At 42.1% G+C, this 15,824-nt stretch carries 6 protein-coding genes and 1 pseudogene; 6 read left to right on the forward strand and 1 reads right to left on the reverse strand.

All coding sequences use genetic code 11. From position 1 onward, the window contains the following. Window positions 1–23: 23 nt before the first annotated feature. From BTO10_RS12925 to BTO10_RS12945, 4 genes and pseudogenes are all read left to right on the forward strand, one after another. Entirely contained in the window at window positions 24–1,442 is a 1,419-nt protein-coding gene (locus tag BTO10_RS12925) for a trypsin-like serine protease (RefSeq protein ID WP_181143979.1), read from the forward strand. A gap of 1,036 nt (window positions 1,443–2,478) precedes the next feature. Then, entirely contained in the window at window positions 2,479–9,246 is a 6,768-nt protein-coding gene (locus tag BTO10_RS12930) for a TcdA/TcdB pore-forming domain-containing protein (protein ID WP_105024772.1), read from the forward strand. Between the two features lie 130 nt (window positions 9,247–9,376). After that, complete coding sequence (locus BTO10_RS12935) at window positions 9,377–9,640, forward strand: hypothetical protein (RefSeq protein ID WP_258098284.1); 264 nt, start codon at window positions 9,377–9,379, stop codon at window positions 9,638–9,640. An 826-nt stretch (window positions 9,641–10,466) separates the two neighbouring features. Beyond that, window positions 10,467–10,571, forward strand: a pseudogene (locus tag BTO10_RS12945) (IS200/IS605 family transposase); the annotation flags it as partial. 907 nt (window positions 10,572–11,478) lie between these two features. Here BTO10_RS12945 and BTO10_RS12950 read toward each other — a convergent pair. Continuing rightward, window positions 11,479–12,378 (reverse strand): LysR family transcriptional regulator, encoded by a 900-nt coding sequence (locus tag BTO10_RS12950; protein WP_105024773.1) that lies wholly within the window; start codon window positions 12,376–12,378, stop codon window positions 11,479–11,481. A 113-nt stretch (window positions 12,379–12,491) separates the two neighbouring features. Here BTO10_RS12950 and BTO10_RS12955 point away from each other — a divergent pair, with 113 nt between their 5' ends. Together BTO10_RS12955 and thrS are read left to right on the forward strand one after the other, a co-directional pair. Beyond that, window positions 12,492–13,103: a short chain dehydrogenase gene (locus BTO10_RS12955; protein ID WP_105024774.1), complete on the forward strand. Its 612-nt coding sequence runs from the start codon at window positions 12,492–12,494 to the stop codon at window positions 13,101–13,103. Between the two features lie 790 nt (window positions 13,104–13,893). Next, window positions 13,894–15,822 (forward strand): threonine--tRNA ligase, encoded by a 1,929-nt coding sequence (thrS, locus tag BTO10_RS12960; protein WP_105024775.1) that lies wholly within the window; start codon window positions 13,894–13,896, stop codon window positions 15,820–15,822. The last annotated feature ends 2 nt before the right edge of the window (window positions 15,823–15,824 follow it).

The raw sequence follows: 15,824 nt of genomic DNA on the forward strand, positions 1-15,824 counted from the left end.
CCTATTACAGAAGGTATGTTCTTATGAGATTCTCTTCGACACACTTTAAGGCTTGCTTCTCAGCGCTATTATTTGCTGTTTGCTCACACTCAGTGTTCGCTAACGGTGACCTGAAAATTAATGACGGTGAGCGTATAGAAGCAGGGGAGTACCCATACTTTTCAGCTTTAACCTATGATCACATCGTTCAAGACTGGCCATCAGTAGTTAACTGTGGCGGTGTCATTATTGCAGGCCGATATTTTTTGTCTGCAACCCATTGCTTTGCAGAAGGTGATGATCCAAACCCATGGTGGGATGGAAAGGCGCCAGGACATCAATTCCCCAAATATCTTGGTTATCTTGTAAATGCAAATATAGTTGTTGGTTTGGAAAAGATTGTTTCTGATAATCAAAAGCCTGAAATATTTAATCAGAAACTGATTATTTCGGGAGCAATCAGTCAATGGGGAGACAAAGACTGGATGTATAATAAAGATATCATCGTCCTTGATTTAGAAAAGTACATTAAAAAAGACTTGTTGCTCGATAAAGCCGTTTACCTAGGAAACTATGAGACTATGACTCTCAAACAATCTGCCCGAATTATGGGGTTCGGCAGTACTCGTTGTTTGGGGGGAGACTGTGGCTTACCTCAAGGCGACACTGACTATTTGTTACAAACGACTGTTTCTTTAGAGAAAGATTGTGGGCTTACATCTAATCAAATCCCGACAGATTTTGCATGGTGGCCGCAAAGTATGGACGAATTGGTCTGCTCAACAAGTAACAAGTTTAGTATTGTTGATAATGATGTGGGCTACAGTAATGCAAACCATGGTGACTCCGGTGGCCCTATAGTGGTCGAACAAAATGGAATTGATTTAACATATGGAGTTACGCATTCGGGGACAATCCCAGCTGGGAATCTTGAATCTAGTACCAATAGAGTTGTTCTGTACCAAGCGTTCACTAAAAACGTTAATGACCAGATGGCTAAATTTTTTGATTCTTGGAACGGGCCTACCCTAATCAAAGTCAGTGAGATTGGTAAAGTAACTACCTTTGCTGTTCAAAATTTAACCTCTAACCCTGTGCATCTTTTGGATGATAGTAGTGTGTATAGCAGTGACAATATCACTGTGTATCCAAGTTCAGATTGTAACAGAGAGGTAGCCCCTTTTGAGCGCTGTGAACTAACCTTTACTCTTGATAAAGATCAAGATGGTCTTATTGAACTAAAAACTCTAAAAAATACGCTGACTATTGCTGTAAAATATGAACCTGCAAGCTCGTCGAATGAGAATCTTAAGCCCCTTAATCCAATAGAGGGCAGTGAGGTTGGTGGTGGTGAAGCGAGTGGCAATGGTAGTGGAGGTGGTTTAAGCGTTTATGTCTTGTTTTTCCTCCTTATGACCTATTTTCTTCGCTCTTCATTTGCTAAATTGGAAGACAGAAAATGATACAGTACCTGAACAGTCAACATAGGGTTCAGTAGATTAGTTCAAAATATATGGGGCTCAGTCGAGCATGAGTCCCACAATTTTCTTCTTACTTATTACGCTATCCACTTCTGAATTGTTCTTCTTCCCGATACGCTGCCTTATCTTGCGTTTACGATTTCAGCGGCTCCGTCTTTATGCTGGATAATACATGTCTTGTTTGTAGTGAAACACTAGCAGATAAGTTGATATGTGCTTTTGCTTTCAAGCTTTATTCCAATTTATCGTTATTCTTTACATCGATACAGAGCTCCTTCAAATATAGAGCCGTAGAGACTATCTGATGGTGTTTTTCATTCCGCTATTGTCCTATGCTTTAGAGTCGTTACTGATTTATTTTCCCATCTTACTACAGTTCTAAATATCATAAAATTTCAGATCGCATGAGTTGAAAAGGTTCAACTGATTTAGGAAAAAACGCCTATTTATATAGATTTTTTCCAAGCCTTATTCATTTGAAATGATAATTAGCAAGGCATTACGCTTGTAAATAATTATTGTATTTATGTCTGAATAACTATCATATTTTTCATTCCTTATTGGGGGAAGCCTGCATACATAAATTTTTAAAATTCGCGCAGTACTTTGTAACTTCTCTTACTTTGACTATATTGGGGAATGCAGATTTTTATGGTTTTTTTTGTACCAAGTACAACCTAAATTTTGATTAAACCTTATGTATTATTTTCGTTTAAATTTACATTATTTTAATTATTTTTCTTTTATCCTTCATTTTTGGCGGTTGAAATTAAATATACTCAAAATTTATTGATTGATTACCAATGGTTTGTTAGTTATATAAATCAAATTGCATTTTATAAATTAAGCCATTATGAGAAAAAAACTATTAACGACAGCATTGGCGTCGGCCTTTATTAGTCCTTACTCGCTATCTAGCGAAGAGGTGAATGATATCCACATTTCAAATTCAGTTTATTCTTCATCGACTTTTGCAGAAAGGCAGTATCAAGTGGGATTTAACGCCTTTCTAAGTGCAATGCGTAGTACGCGTGATTCAATCTTAAACAGTCCAGCAAACAGGCGGTTGGTATCGGATATCAAATCAACGTTGAGTAAAGAAGGGCATTGGACAGTTGGGGCTCGCCAGCAGTACATCTTGTTGAAGTCGAATGTACATCAAGACTTTTATGACGCTTACTCTTCAGCAAAACCTCCTGTTTTAACACCTCTAAATACCGAAGAGAGTGAAGGTGTTTATCAAATGTTGCGTCAACTTGACGAGTCTAGTGCTGGGTTAAATATTAACATCCAGGGCTTCAACGAACGCCCCATAGCTGAAGTATCCAAGGCTAGTTTTATCAGCAGCGCGACTTCTGCCCGTTTTATTCCGGAAACGTTTTATTCCGAGCCGGAATCGCAGTCTCTTTTTACGTCTCGAATTACCCTCAATTTTACCAAAGAGTACTTACCGCAAGTGATTAGCGCTTTCGGTCATTTGTACTCTGGTGAAGTCGCAGATGTAGTCAGGCAGGCGAAAATTATGGCGCCGGCATATTTTGGCTCATTGACGGACCAAGCTGTGTTGTATCTTGAGGGCGCGGACATCAACAATGCTCAACGAGTCATCGACTTTTTAGCGCAACGTATCCCGGAACAAGCTTGGGTTGAACACACCCCATTGGGTATGGTTTCACTTGCTAAAGGCCGAAATTATTCTGAAAGCTCACGTTTTGCTTTCTCCAGCCACGGTGGTGCAAGAGCGGTAGTTGCGACTGATGCGATTCTTGAAAACTTATTTGGTGGTGAGAGTCTGGCGATTTTGCTACCAGAAGCGCTAAGCGCTCATGGTTATGATTCTTCTCGTATTCCTTTGCTCGACCCTGCTTTTGATTATAAATCTGAGCAAATGGACTCCATGACAGCGGCTGCTGATTTCATTCGTGATCCCCAACGATTCCTCAAAGAGCATACTCTTGATGTTACGCCTCTTATGGGTAAATACTCGCTTCATAAAGGCAAACCACTAATGCAATCAGGGACGGATGGTTACCAATTGGGGTTTGAGAATACCCAATTTTCCAGAAGTAACAAATTGCGAGTTATCGGTGAGCCTTTACTCGACAATATGCCCTCATTCATTGATGTTGCTAAGTCTGCCAGAGTCGGCCAGGTTTTAGTGGCGGCCTCCAACAATGGAGGAACGATTGTTGTGATCGATCAAGACGCTGATCACTATCGCATATACTTCGACAAGCGTCCGCACGCCTACGCTCTGTACGATAATGTTGTTGCATTGCGAGATTTAAGTTCAGGGTATCGCGTTGGAGATGTGACCAAGTTTGATAAAGGACTCGATGTTACCTTCTTTGTTTATAATGATAAAGGTTGGCAAAGCGTCGTACAGAAGCAGTCTTTCAATAGTTTTAGTGATTTAGAGGTTCGCCGTACGGGCTCCACAACGGCGGTGCCTTTTATGCCAGTCGGTGAAAACTTAACTCAACTGTTTGAGCAAAATCGTACAAGCCTGCAGAAAGAGTTACTTGAGCTGGCAAAAAGGTTTGGTTTGTCTACGGCTCAGATTGAAGACCTACCTTACGACCCAATGGAAGCGAAAGTGTTAGAAACGCACTCAAGCTTAAAGCGGTGGAATGAGCTGAGAACTCAACTGAATAAGAAGATCTCAGCGCAGAGAAAATCGCTTGCTAGACAAAGAATTGCTGAGCTCGCCAAGTTAAAGCTACCCGGTAACTCAAATAACGCACAATCGATGAAGAAGCTATCGTTACTGCGTGCCAGCTTGTTGGAGCTAGACAACAACGCTCAGTCACTGATTACTTTGTCTGAGCAGGTCGATCAGATGTGGCTGAACCTACAGCAAAAGTCAGAGAGTGGCCTAGGGCAGCTCATTGTTACAGACAACAGCCTAAGGACTGGCAATTTTGATAAGGGCCAAATACACCAACGTTTCTTGGTAAAAGAGAGAGCAATAAAAGATCTATCAGGCAGTAAAAAAGCCGCTTACGAGGACGGGTATAATAATTTTGAAGCGATTTGGCTTCCTGATTACGACGAGTCAATGACTCTGACGCAAAAGCAGTTATTGCTATTGGGGTCTAATGATCTCGATGCTCGGCAGCAAGGAGCGCTAATTAGGCGAATCAGCAATCAAATTACCAAAGAGAACATCACTAAGAACTTAGATTTTACCGCTAAGTTTAATCGAGAAATGTCTCGTTTAGGTGGTCGAGTTGTCGCGAGCCTACCTCAAGGATTTGTGCTGACGCTGATGGGTGATGGTAGTGGGCGTTGTTACCCTCTGGTACGCGCGATGTCTGTTGCGATCTCTAGGGGTACAGAGTCTATCCGAAACTTTTCTGACAAGCTGTTTATCGGTGCTGCAAACCCACATGATGCGGAAAGCCATTTCTTGTTAGATGCACTTCGCAACCTGCACTCGAATTATGAGGCAAGAGAAAGCAGCCAAATGATCGGCCAACTCGATATTGCGGGCATTATAGCGGCTGTAGAACGTGGTCTCTCGGATCAAGGACAAGTTTCACTAGCGGTCAATACGAGTACACATTCGGTTGGTGTTGCTGCGATCAATGATATGGGACAGAAACGTTTTTATTTCTATGATCCTAACTTTGCAGCTGTTGAATTTTCTTCGTTGAAATCTCTCAAAAAAGCGTTAGAAGCACATTTTGTGGTGCATGAGATGGCGGAATTCTATCTATCACTGGGGACCAAAGCTAACCCTGAATTCAACGTGCTAGCAATTGATACATCCAAAATGTCTCTAGTAGAAATTTTACCCGGTCAGCAGGTTTTCGACCTCTCTTCTACAGAGCCGCTTAGCCCGGTGAGAGATGGAGATTCTATCGTTACTTTGAGCGACGAGGATTCCATAGTCACTATTGATGATGATGCATCTATCATGACGATTGACGATGATGAATCCATTATCGTTTTAGAAAACTCAGAGAGTAAAGCACAACAGGATCTCGCTCTGAGAATGAATCTAACTAAAGTCAAAGCTTATGAGCATGCCAGCCTTTTATCTAATGCTGTAGAACGTGCGAGAACTCAGTATCGATTGCCAGAGGAGTGGTTACCAGTGATAGGGAGCATCGAGGAATCATCTCCCGGATATTCCGCTATCACTTTTGTTTCACCAGATGGGGCAATGGAACAAAGGGTACAAATTCAAGGGCGAGAGTTGGTCCAAGTGAGTGAGTATCTTCATGAGCAATATGCAAACGTGAAGGCTCGCTTTGACCTTCGTACTGGCCAACGTGTTCGAACCTTTGAATTTGAAGACGTGCAAGGATTCGATGGTTTGAATGCGGGTTTTGCGGTTCAGTCGGTTATCACTTGGTTTCAAAACGAAAAAAGAGGCCAAACCTCGGGCGAGAAAACCAGTGCCTTACAGAAAGCGTTGGAGATTCACAGTTACGTTATGGCAGGACAAATCTCCCACGGCCTTCTGATGGATGCTCAGCACATGGTGAATTTATTTAAGGTTGCCGTAGCGACCGACGCTGAGCTTGTTAACGCCACAGTAAACAGTTTATCAGGTATTGCGAATCAGGGCGTTGGATTGGTATTTGGTGCTGTGAATGTCAGTTTGAGCGCTTATGAATTGGCCCATGCGCAAAATGCTCAACAACAAGCAATTTTCGGCACTCAGCTTGGTTTCAATGCGGTCGGCACTGCCATCGGCGGGGCCGCTTTAGGCGCTGGTATTGCAGAAGCTTCTACGACTGCTTTAGTACTGGGAGAAGCTGGAGCTATCGTCGGTGGTTTAGCGGTTGGCTTTACTGCATTAGCAGAAGCATTTGGTGATATTGCGATGGATGCGCAACAAGTAGGGCACTACTTCTATCAAGTCGACAATGCTTACCGTGAAGGTGGATACCGTTATGATTCTGAGAAGAACGTTTTGTTGCCAATTCCTGGCGCGGTCATTAACCAAATTGATTTATCAAACGGGCAATTAGAGCTTGGTAGCCAAGCCCTTTACTCTTCCAAGCACGGTAAAACCGGGTCCGGTTGGTTAAACTACTTCTTTTGGGCGGGCGATCTACCAAAAGCATTGAGAGACAAGTCTAAGGCTTTACCGCTAAGAGAGCGCCTAGGCTATGGCTCGTTCGTTGGTATCGATACCCGCAGCTCCACATTAGTGCTGCCTGCAACAGGCAAGTCGTACATCGATTATGACTATGAAATCCTACCTGGTTCGACGACTAGAAACGACGAAGGATTTAGTATTTTAAGATCGCTTGAAACGCATCTTGATTTCGACTTCGACTTTTACGTTTTCCCATCGGAATATGTCATACGCACTATGCGAGAGCAGTTCGTTTCGCACACCGTATCCGTAAAGCTGGGAGCTATGGAGCGTGTTGTTGTCACGCCAGAGATTAAAGAGCTTGGTTTGAGAAAGCTGACTTACCATTTGAGTGCTGAATCGGGTAAACAAGAATTGATTGTACAGCCGCACGCGAAGTTCGTGCTTTCAGAAGACTCTGCAGCATCGATCAAGTGGGTAGTTGACGCGAGAGCTATTAAGGGAGCCACACCCGAAGTGACGAATGGAGCGTTGAAAATTGGCACCGTCACCCTTGATATCTCCTCGTTGAGCGAGTCAGTTGTCGAAGTGTTTACAGACCAAGGTGAAATCTGGCAAGTGGAAGACTTAACACTGTCGTTGATCGCGACAGACGCTCAAAAAGAAGAGAGCAGCTCTCATGTGATTGAGCACCTTGAAACGTTAGCTGAAAAGCATCAGCTTCTAGGTGATTATGTTGTTATCAATAATTATGAAGAAGCCGGAGAACCTCTTGGCACCGCTTATTACGACATTAATAATGATCGTGTGATAGTGAGCCGCGATGTTTCTGTTGAACTCTCGCAGCAAGCGCAATTGCTAACGGCAACCAGTGATGAAGCTTGGCTGTTTAATCAGCAGTATGGCTTATTATGGAAAGTTGATATTGCCACTGGCGAGATGATGGGCTTTTACACGTTATTCCAGCCGTCTAGGCCTTCTATCTCTGTCAGCTTCAATGCTTGGACGGAGGCGAACGTTGTTCATGTTGCTGCCACGTATCATATGCCTGATCAGTCGCAAATTAAATACCTGTACCGTTTAACGGAAGGCGGGTTAATGCTGACAGATATTCATGGCAATGAGCGGTTGTACCAAGCTCTTGTTGCGCCAGTCGATTCGGATCACAGACGCTTAATCTCGGATTCCATGAGCTCGAGCGAATTTGCACAATTTGATCTTTCGGCTTACGAGAAAATGCCAACACAATTGGCTGATACCGTTGAAGTTGCCGTTGAAAGTGAAACGCCAGTATGGAGCATTGTTGGTAAAGAAAAGGCAACAGTTGTGAGTACGTTGCCTGCTATGGAAGAGCTAAAGCTGCTGCTTGTCGATGAGGATGTCGCGTATTTCTATAGTGAGAAAGAACAATCTATTTACCTTCAAAAAGAGGGACGAATTAAAAACGTGACTCTAAAAGAAGGTGACAAGGTTACTGCCCACGAGCATGTCTATATCGCGAGTGACAATGGCGAAATTCATGTGTTAACGCCTGAAGGTACGAAAAGCCTGATCGCAATTAACCAGCAATGGATGGAGCAGTATCAGTACAACTGGCAAGATACGTTGGTGACCAAATTTAACGGCACCAAACATCAGCTTATGATTTTTGGATTGTCAGATTTTGATGGTAAAGCTCTAAAAGCGTGGTATCTGCCGTCAAGTGAGCAGTTTGTTTTAATACCAAACCAATGGAGCGATAAGCAACTAAAACTGGTTGGTAAGAAAGACGACCAATCTATTTGGCTGTTTGAGCCAATGACAGGCAAGTTATATGCTCAGCCTTCTTTCTCTTTAGAACAAATGTATAACTTTACACCGGACTTCCGATTCATTGCCGACGGACAACTGACTGAGCCTGTTGAGTTTGACTTGATTGGCGAGGCTTTGACTGATGTTTATGTGAGTCATGACGGTTATCGAGCAGAAACAGAGAGCGGATTGGTGTTTGAGTTGACGGCGAATGAACCGCCAAAGCTCGTCGAAGTCAGTGAACATTGGCTGATAGAGAACGAGGGGATGCTAAACACTTTATCAGAACGTTTTGAAACGGGGGCCGTGATTCACCTAGGCAAAAACAGTGATCGCTGGCTTGTGGTCGAAACGGGCAAAGAGATTCGTCTCGGCAAATCAGGACAAGCCATTTGGATTGGCTCGGTGGAAGGCCCTGTAGTGCGTGAACTGTTCTTCGTACCAGAAACCAACGAGCTGATTCAATCCGATGATCAACATGGAAGTGTCTCGATAGGAAGCTACCAAGATGTGTTTAGAACTGGCGATGCTTGGTCACTCATTTCGGAGTCTACTCGTGGTGAGCTGATTGAAGTGGTCAAGCTCGAAGGGACAGATGCTATTGTTCTTTCGACATCGGGCCGCAGTAATGGTTACGACATAAATGATGCTATTGGTCGGTACAAACAAGTGTTCATCAACGATAACAGCCATGCTTCGTTTATTGACTTATCGGACTTTGATCGTGACCAAGTTGTCATTCAACACGAAGAAAACCGGCTGAAATTGGTGATCGCTAACAGTACATATGTCGTGATTGAAGAGGCAGAACGCGCCTCGAAGAACAAATTAGCGTTGAGGTTTGCAGGTGATGCACAGCCTGTACGACTTATCTACATAATTTCAGCCCTTGATGCCCGTAGTATCGATGGCATTGTTGAAATGAGCGAGCTAGATTTGTAGGGAGTCACTTTGCTTAACATTTAAAGCCCCCCAAAAGGGGGCTTTAAATGTTTTGAGTCTGCATACTGTCTTAACTGTATTTGTGAAGCAACTTCCCTGTTAATCTTGTACTCCTTTATTTGAAGAGCAATTGACGGCAGTGCCTCATATCGCTACTGTAGATGTCAGCTATTTAGGGCAGATGCCAGAAAATTTTAATGATTTAGAGAATAACTCATGGTACCAATACATGAGTGAAAACGACGGTTTAGCTCTTGGTGAAGAGGCTCAGCTTCAAGTTAGCTTTACTGCACATCGAAAAGAAAGAATAAAGATTAATCTTTTTAAAATGCGTGCGTTAAAGCGAAATCAAATAAGGAATGGAGCTAAGCCAACATCAGCTTGTAGTCTTTAGGTATCGATGAGCATTCTTAAGTTAGTTTATTTTTTAACAATTTTTAAGTGGAAAACTGAAGCCGCACTTTTTATAAGTAAAAATAGTTACCAATTTTTGTTATTTCATACGGTTCGAAAATGACTAAATAATTTATTGCATTGTGAATTTTTTAGGGTGGGAGATTGATCAATTGTTCGTTGGTTCTGGGTTTCCACTATAGCTTGAGTAATAACCTGGACTTAGCATTATATCAGGGGGCTCTCGTCGCAATTCCCATCCAATGTCTAGAATAACCAGGAATTTCTGTGTGAACATTCCGGTTATGCCAACTATCTCCATTGATATCATTGTAAAAGCCATATGACTGACAATCTGACAAGTATTTATAGTAATCCGATGATTCGCTAATAATAAGTGCTCCCTTGTGTATGTAATGTGGAGTTTCCCATGTATCATACGTCATCGTTTGGAAGAATTTAAAGTCGCCGCGAATAGTGACTATGTTTTCATTGCTAGGGTGGTAGTCATCAATGTGAAGCCAACCCCAATTGTTCCCTCGTCATTGCCACAATAAACTTTTGCTTCAACTTCGCGAGAAAAAGTATTGTGAGACAAAGCAAAAGATGTTGCTGATAAAAGTATTTTAAACTTCAAACTAATTTAAAGTCATGACTTATAACTAAATTTTTAATTTTTTATTTTCAGCCCTAAACCACCTACTTCAGTAGGTGGTTATCATTTAGTTAGGCTTCGCCTGTAGTTCCGCTCATGTTAAATGCTCTCTTGATTTTTAGCGAAGTCAAAGAGGACAAATAACATGAGTAGATCAATCAAGCTTCTCAAGTATTTTGTCGATAGCGTAGGAGTTAATGAAGAAATTATTCGAGGTTATGTAAGACATCAGGAGAAGAAAGATCGCATGGAACAGCAACAATTAGCGCTGGACTAAACAAAGGCCCCCTTTTAGGGGGCTCACACAAAGCCACCTTCTTTAGAAGGTGGTAATTTACTTAATATATTTACAGTGGTGATTCGTTATGGAGATAGATAATTTACGTGTAACATTTAAATAACATTGTTAGGTTGAAGTGCTCTGGGGTTTATTAATAAAGAACTAAACAAAGTCATGGGTGAGACTAGTTGATTTGCTTATTTTATCTCATGGGAAATATTAGATTTAGGATTTTTTAGAGATGTGTAGACTACCGTATAAAAATGCGAATGCTTTAAAGGGAGAATATCATAAGTTGAAAACTTCATTCGTACTTCTCTATGTGCAAAGGTTAGCCTGAAGCTAAAAGCGTTGCACTTGGTAAAATTCTGCCAGTAAGAATTAATATATTTCGATAAAACGCATCCTAAAAGTGTAATGCTGTCTTTCGGGGTTAGCTATCAAACTTGTTTCAAATCTAAACTTAGTTTTTAAGTTATACCACCAGCTGGTATCGTTGCGTAGCGACTTTTGACGTTTAAATGTGTGCCAATCGGTTCTAGGCGCACTGTAGAAGCGACAATGAACGTTAACTGAGGCTTTTGATAGTGGGCGGCTTGTTCCAATACTCAAATCTTATTGGAGGTGTCTCAGATCAACTTGTATTGTATGTTCTGATCAAAAGTGTTTACTAACTTGGAGTCGCTTGGCGATAGAACTTTGCTACAGAAGTTTAGATAAGATAACAATGCTCACTTGTTTTTTTGTATTGTGGAATTAAATCGACACGTGAAAATTGTTTCTGAATTGAGGTAATCATCTATCCTAAAATTTAACCCTTAACTACGTTGTCGGGAGCAGTGGTAAAGAACCAATTACAAGCCTTCGTAAAGTTTGAGTCATCTAAATACTTTATCTATCCACATCAAACAAACCAACGAGAATTCTCATCACGCCATATAAGGAGTGTGTTGATGAAGTCTCTTAGCTTCTTTGGGTAAAATCGCTGTTTTGCGTATACCAAGTAAAAATGATGCTGTAAGCTGTGCCATTCAGGTAATACTCTGACCAGTCGACCGCTATCGAGCAACTCTTCAACAATAGGTAATGGTAAGTTAGCAAGCCCCATATGTGCTGTAGCGAGGGCTTTTATCCCTTCATAACTTGAACATGAGTATTTACCCTGAGAGCGAATCAATACGTCTTGGCGGCCGTTTGAAAATAGCGACCAATTGTTCCAAGTTGGGTTCAGGGTATTTTGGATACATTCCACATTTTGTATATCTTCAGGCACTTTGATCACGTTTTGGGTCAGCCAATCAGGGGACGCAACGAGTATGTTCTTCATCGCTCCAAGGTTCTTAGCGATTAAGTTTTCAGGTAAGTCCTCATGAGCTCTTAAAGCAACATCAAACTCACCAAACTCCACATCTTTTAGAGCGGTAGTTAACTCCAAGTTAATTTTCATATTCGGATATTGTTTCTTGTATTCAGGTAGCATTTTTGTACAGAGTTGACTTCCTAGGCTACTCGGAGCTGTGAAACGGATATCGCCTCTGTCTTCCGCTAATAAATCTTGAATGCTTTTCGAAGCCTTTAGCGTTAACTCCTCAATCTTTTGTGCGGTATCAAGCAGCTCTCTACCCGCTTCCGTTAATGTCACGCTTCGTGTCGTGCGATGGAATAGGGTACATGTTAGGTCTGATTCCAATGACTTTATGTGACGAGAAACTAAACCTTTTGACACGTCAAGTTGTTCTGCTGCAGCTGAAAAGTTTTTTAATTGAGCGACTTTAAGAAATGTTTCGAGGTGTGTGAGATTCATATTAGCTCCATTATGTAAACAGTGATGTGCCTTTTTACGGTTTTTAGTATCACCTGTAGTGTTTATGCTATCAACCGTTCACTCATCGACACAACTTATTTGGAGTATGCAGAATGAAAATAGCAATCGTAGGCGCAAGTGGCACAATCGGTAGAGCAGTGGTTGAACTACTAGAAAGAGATCATGAGGTGATCAAAATGGGAATCACTTCTGGTGATGTACTTATTGATATGAGTAGTCGAGAATCGATTAGATCTGCTTTTGATAAGGTCGGCAATATCGATGCAATTATTAGTACGGCTGGTCAAGTTTCTTTTAAAGCATTAGGTGAGTATAGCGATCAAGATTGGGAAGTTAGCCTTCAGAGTAAGCTTATGGGGCAGATTCGTTTAGCTGAAGAAGGGCTTAATTATTTAAATGATGGCGGTAGTGTAACGCTAACTTCCGGTATCACTTCAGATTCTCCAATTCGTTTTGGTACGAGCGCGACGACAGTTGGTGGCGCCATCGAGTTCTTTGCGAAATCTGCAGGGTTAGAAGCCCCACGCGGTATTAGAATCAATGTGGTGAGCCCGACAATATTGGAGGAATCTATTCCTGTTTATGGTGATTTCTTTCCTGGTTTCTTAACAATTCCAGCAAAAGAAGTAGCACAATCTTACAAGCGGTCAATTACGGGATTAGAAAACGGCTACACATTTAAGTGTTTCGCTGGGAACAGTTAGTCAAGTGCAGCTATTCGTTGAATTTGCCTCCTGATTAGGGGGCTTTTTAAGCATGGCCGGAATCATTGACTCATAAAAAATTTAAAATATTAGTCATTACTTTGATAAATCTAACTTCTTTCTAGTGCGATGTTGTTTATTCACCGTTCTAACTTTTCAATACTTGTTAAATTCGTAAGGCTAACGGATCACTTTGTACAATATAGAGGTGATATTTATACAGAATACGCTTTATCTATAAGCGACATTGTTGTTACGCTAACAAATACCCGACTAGCCCGTCGATAAGTAAGTTCTGTCAAGATCGACTAAGAATAAATATCACCATTCTTAGCCATTCGAATGGTACTAAATTACTCCTTACTTTTTTCGAACCAGTAACTGTCCATTTGAGGTATCCAGTTTCGGTTTTTATCTTTTTGTAAGACGCCAGCCTGTCCCTTATGGCAGTAGATTTTCGATGACAGTCAATCCTGGACAGCACCCGTTCAATGGAATGCTGCTAGGAGATTGGCAAGCCTTCCAAAGTACGTCTAATTCTCAAAGCTGCACTTTTATAATACGAGTTTGCCTAACAACGGTTTAGATTAGTAAATTCTATGGATTATTGTTATTTAGTATAATTTCGTTACAATGCTCTGATACCCACGAGCGAGGCATCTGTATTTGCTTCTCCGTGGGTATATTTATTATGCATATATCCCCAATCAGCGTACTAGTTGATTGAAAGACATATATTAAACATTTTCATGTGTTGCTTGGTGTGCAACACCACTGTAAAGGACAAATAATGCCAATTATTACTCTTCCTGACGGTAGTCAGCGTCAATTTGACAACCCTGTATCAACTCTAGATGTTGCCCTATCAATCGGTCCTGGTCTTGCGAAAGCAACCATTGCTGGTCGTGTAGACGGCGAGCGTGTTGATGCTTGTGATCTTATCGAAAACGATGCAAGCCTAGAAATCATCACAGCTAAAGATGAAGTTGATGGCCTTGAGATCGTTCGTCACTCTTGTGCTCACCTATTAGGCCACGCGGTTAAACAGCTTTTCCCAGAAGCGAAAATGGCGATCGGTCCTACCATCGATAACGGTTTCTACTACGATATCGACCTTGAGCACTCTCTAACGCAAGAAGATCTAGAAAAGATCGAAAAGCGCATGAAAGAGCTAGCGAAGACCAAGTACCAGGTTGTTAAGAAGAAAGTTAGCTGGCAGGAAGCGCGTGATGCTTTCGAAGCTCGCGGCGAAAGATACAAAATGGAAATCCTAGACGAGAACGTTTCTAAAGACGACCGTCCAGGCCTATACCACCATGAAGAATACATCGATATGTGTCGTGGTCCACACGTACCACATATGGGTTTCTGTCAGCACTTCACACTACTAAACGTAGCCGGTGCTTACTGGCGTGGTAACAGTGACAACAAGATGCTTCAACGTATCTACGGTACTGCATTCCATGATAAAAAAGCGCTTAAAGCTCACCTAGTTCGTCTAGAAGAAGCGGCTAAGCGTGACCACCGTAAGATTGGTAAAGCATTGGATCTATTCCACATGCAGCAAGAAGCACCAGGCATGGTGTTCTGGCACCACAACGGTTGGACTATTTTCCGTGAACTAGAAGTATTCGTACGTCAAAAACTGACTGAATACGATTACCAAGAAGTAAAAGGCCCACTAATGATGGACCGCGTACTTTGGGAACGTTCTGGTCACTGGGACAAATACGCAGAAGCGATGTTCACAACGTCTTCAGAGAACCGTGAATACGCTATCAAGCCAATGAACTGCCCGGGTCACGTACAGATCTTCAACCAAGGTCTTAAGTCTTACCGTGATCTACCGCTACGTATGGCTGAGTTCGGCTCATGTCACCGTAACGAGCCGTCTGGCGCACTTCACGGCATCATGCGTGTTCGTGGCTTTACTCAAGATGACGCTCACGTATTCTGTACTGAAGACCAAGTTCAGCAAGAAGTTAAAGCTTGTATTGAAATGGTTTACGACACTTACACAACTTTCGGTTTCGAAAACATCGTTGTTAAGCTGTCTACTCGTCCAGAGCAACGTGTAGGTTCTGACGAAATGTGGGACCGTGCTGAGGCTGACCTTAAGCTTGCACTAGAGTCAATGGAGATTGCATACGAGATTCAAGAAGGCGAGGGTGCGTTCTACGGACCTAAGATTGAATTTACTTTGCATGATTGTTTGGACCGTGCATGGCAATGTGGTACAGTGCAGCTCGATTTTGCATTACCAGAGCGTTTAGGTGCAACTTACGTAGGTGAAGATAACGAGCGTCACACGCCAGTTATGATCCACCGCGCGATTTTAGGTTCACTAGAGCGTTTCATCGGTATTCTTATTGAAGAATACGCTGGCTTCTTCCCAACGTGGTTGGCGCCAGAACAAGCAGTTGTAATGGGCATTACAGACAAACAGTCTGAATATGTACAAGAAATTACGAAAAAACTGCAAAAAAGTGGATTTAGAGTCAAAGCAGACTTGAGAAATGAGAAGATTGGCTTTAAAATTCGCGAACATACTTTGAAACGTGTACCGTTCATGCTTGTGTGTGGTGACCAAGAAATGGAAGCCGGCGAAATTGCAGTACGTACACGTAAAGGTAAAGACCTTGGCAAGTTTAAAGTGGATGACTTTATTTCATACATCCAAGCTGAGGTTTCAAGCCGTAAGCTCAATCTGGAGGAATAGCT

It is taken from the genome of Vibrio chagasii (assembly GCF_002954585.1).
Classification (GTDB): Bacteria; Pseudomonadota; Gammaproteobacteria; order Enterobacterales; family Vibrionaceae; genus Vibrio; species Vibrio chagasii_A.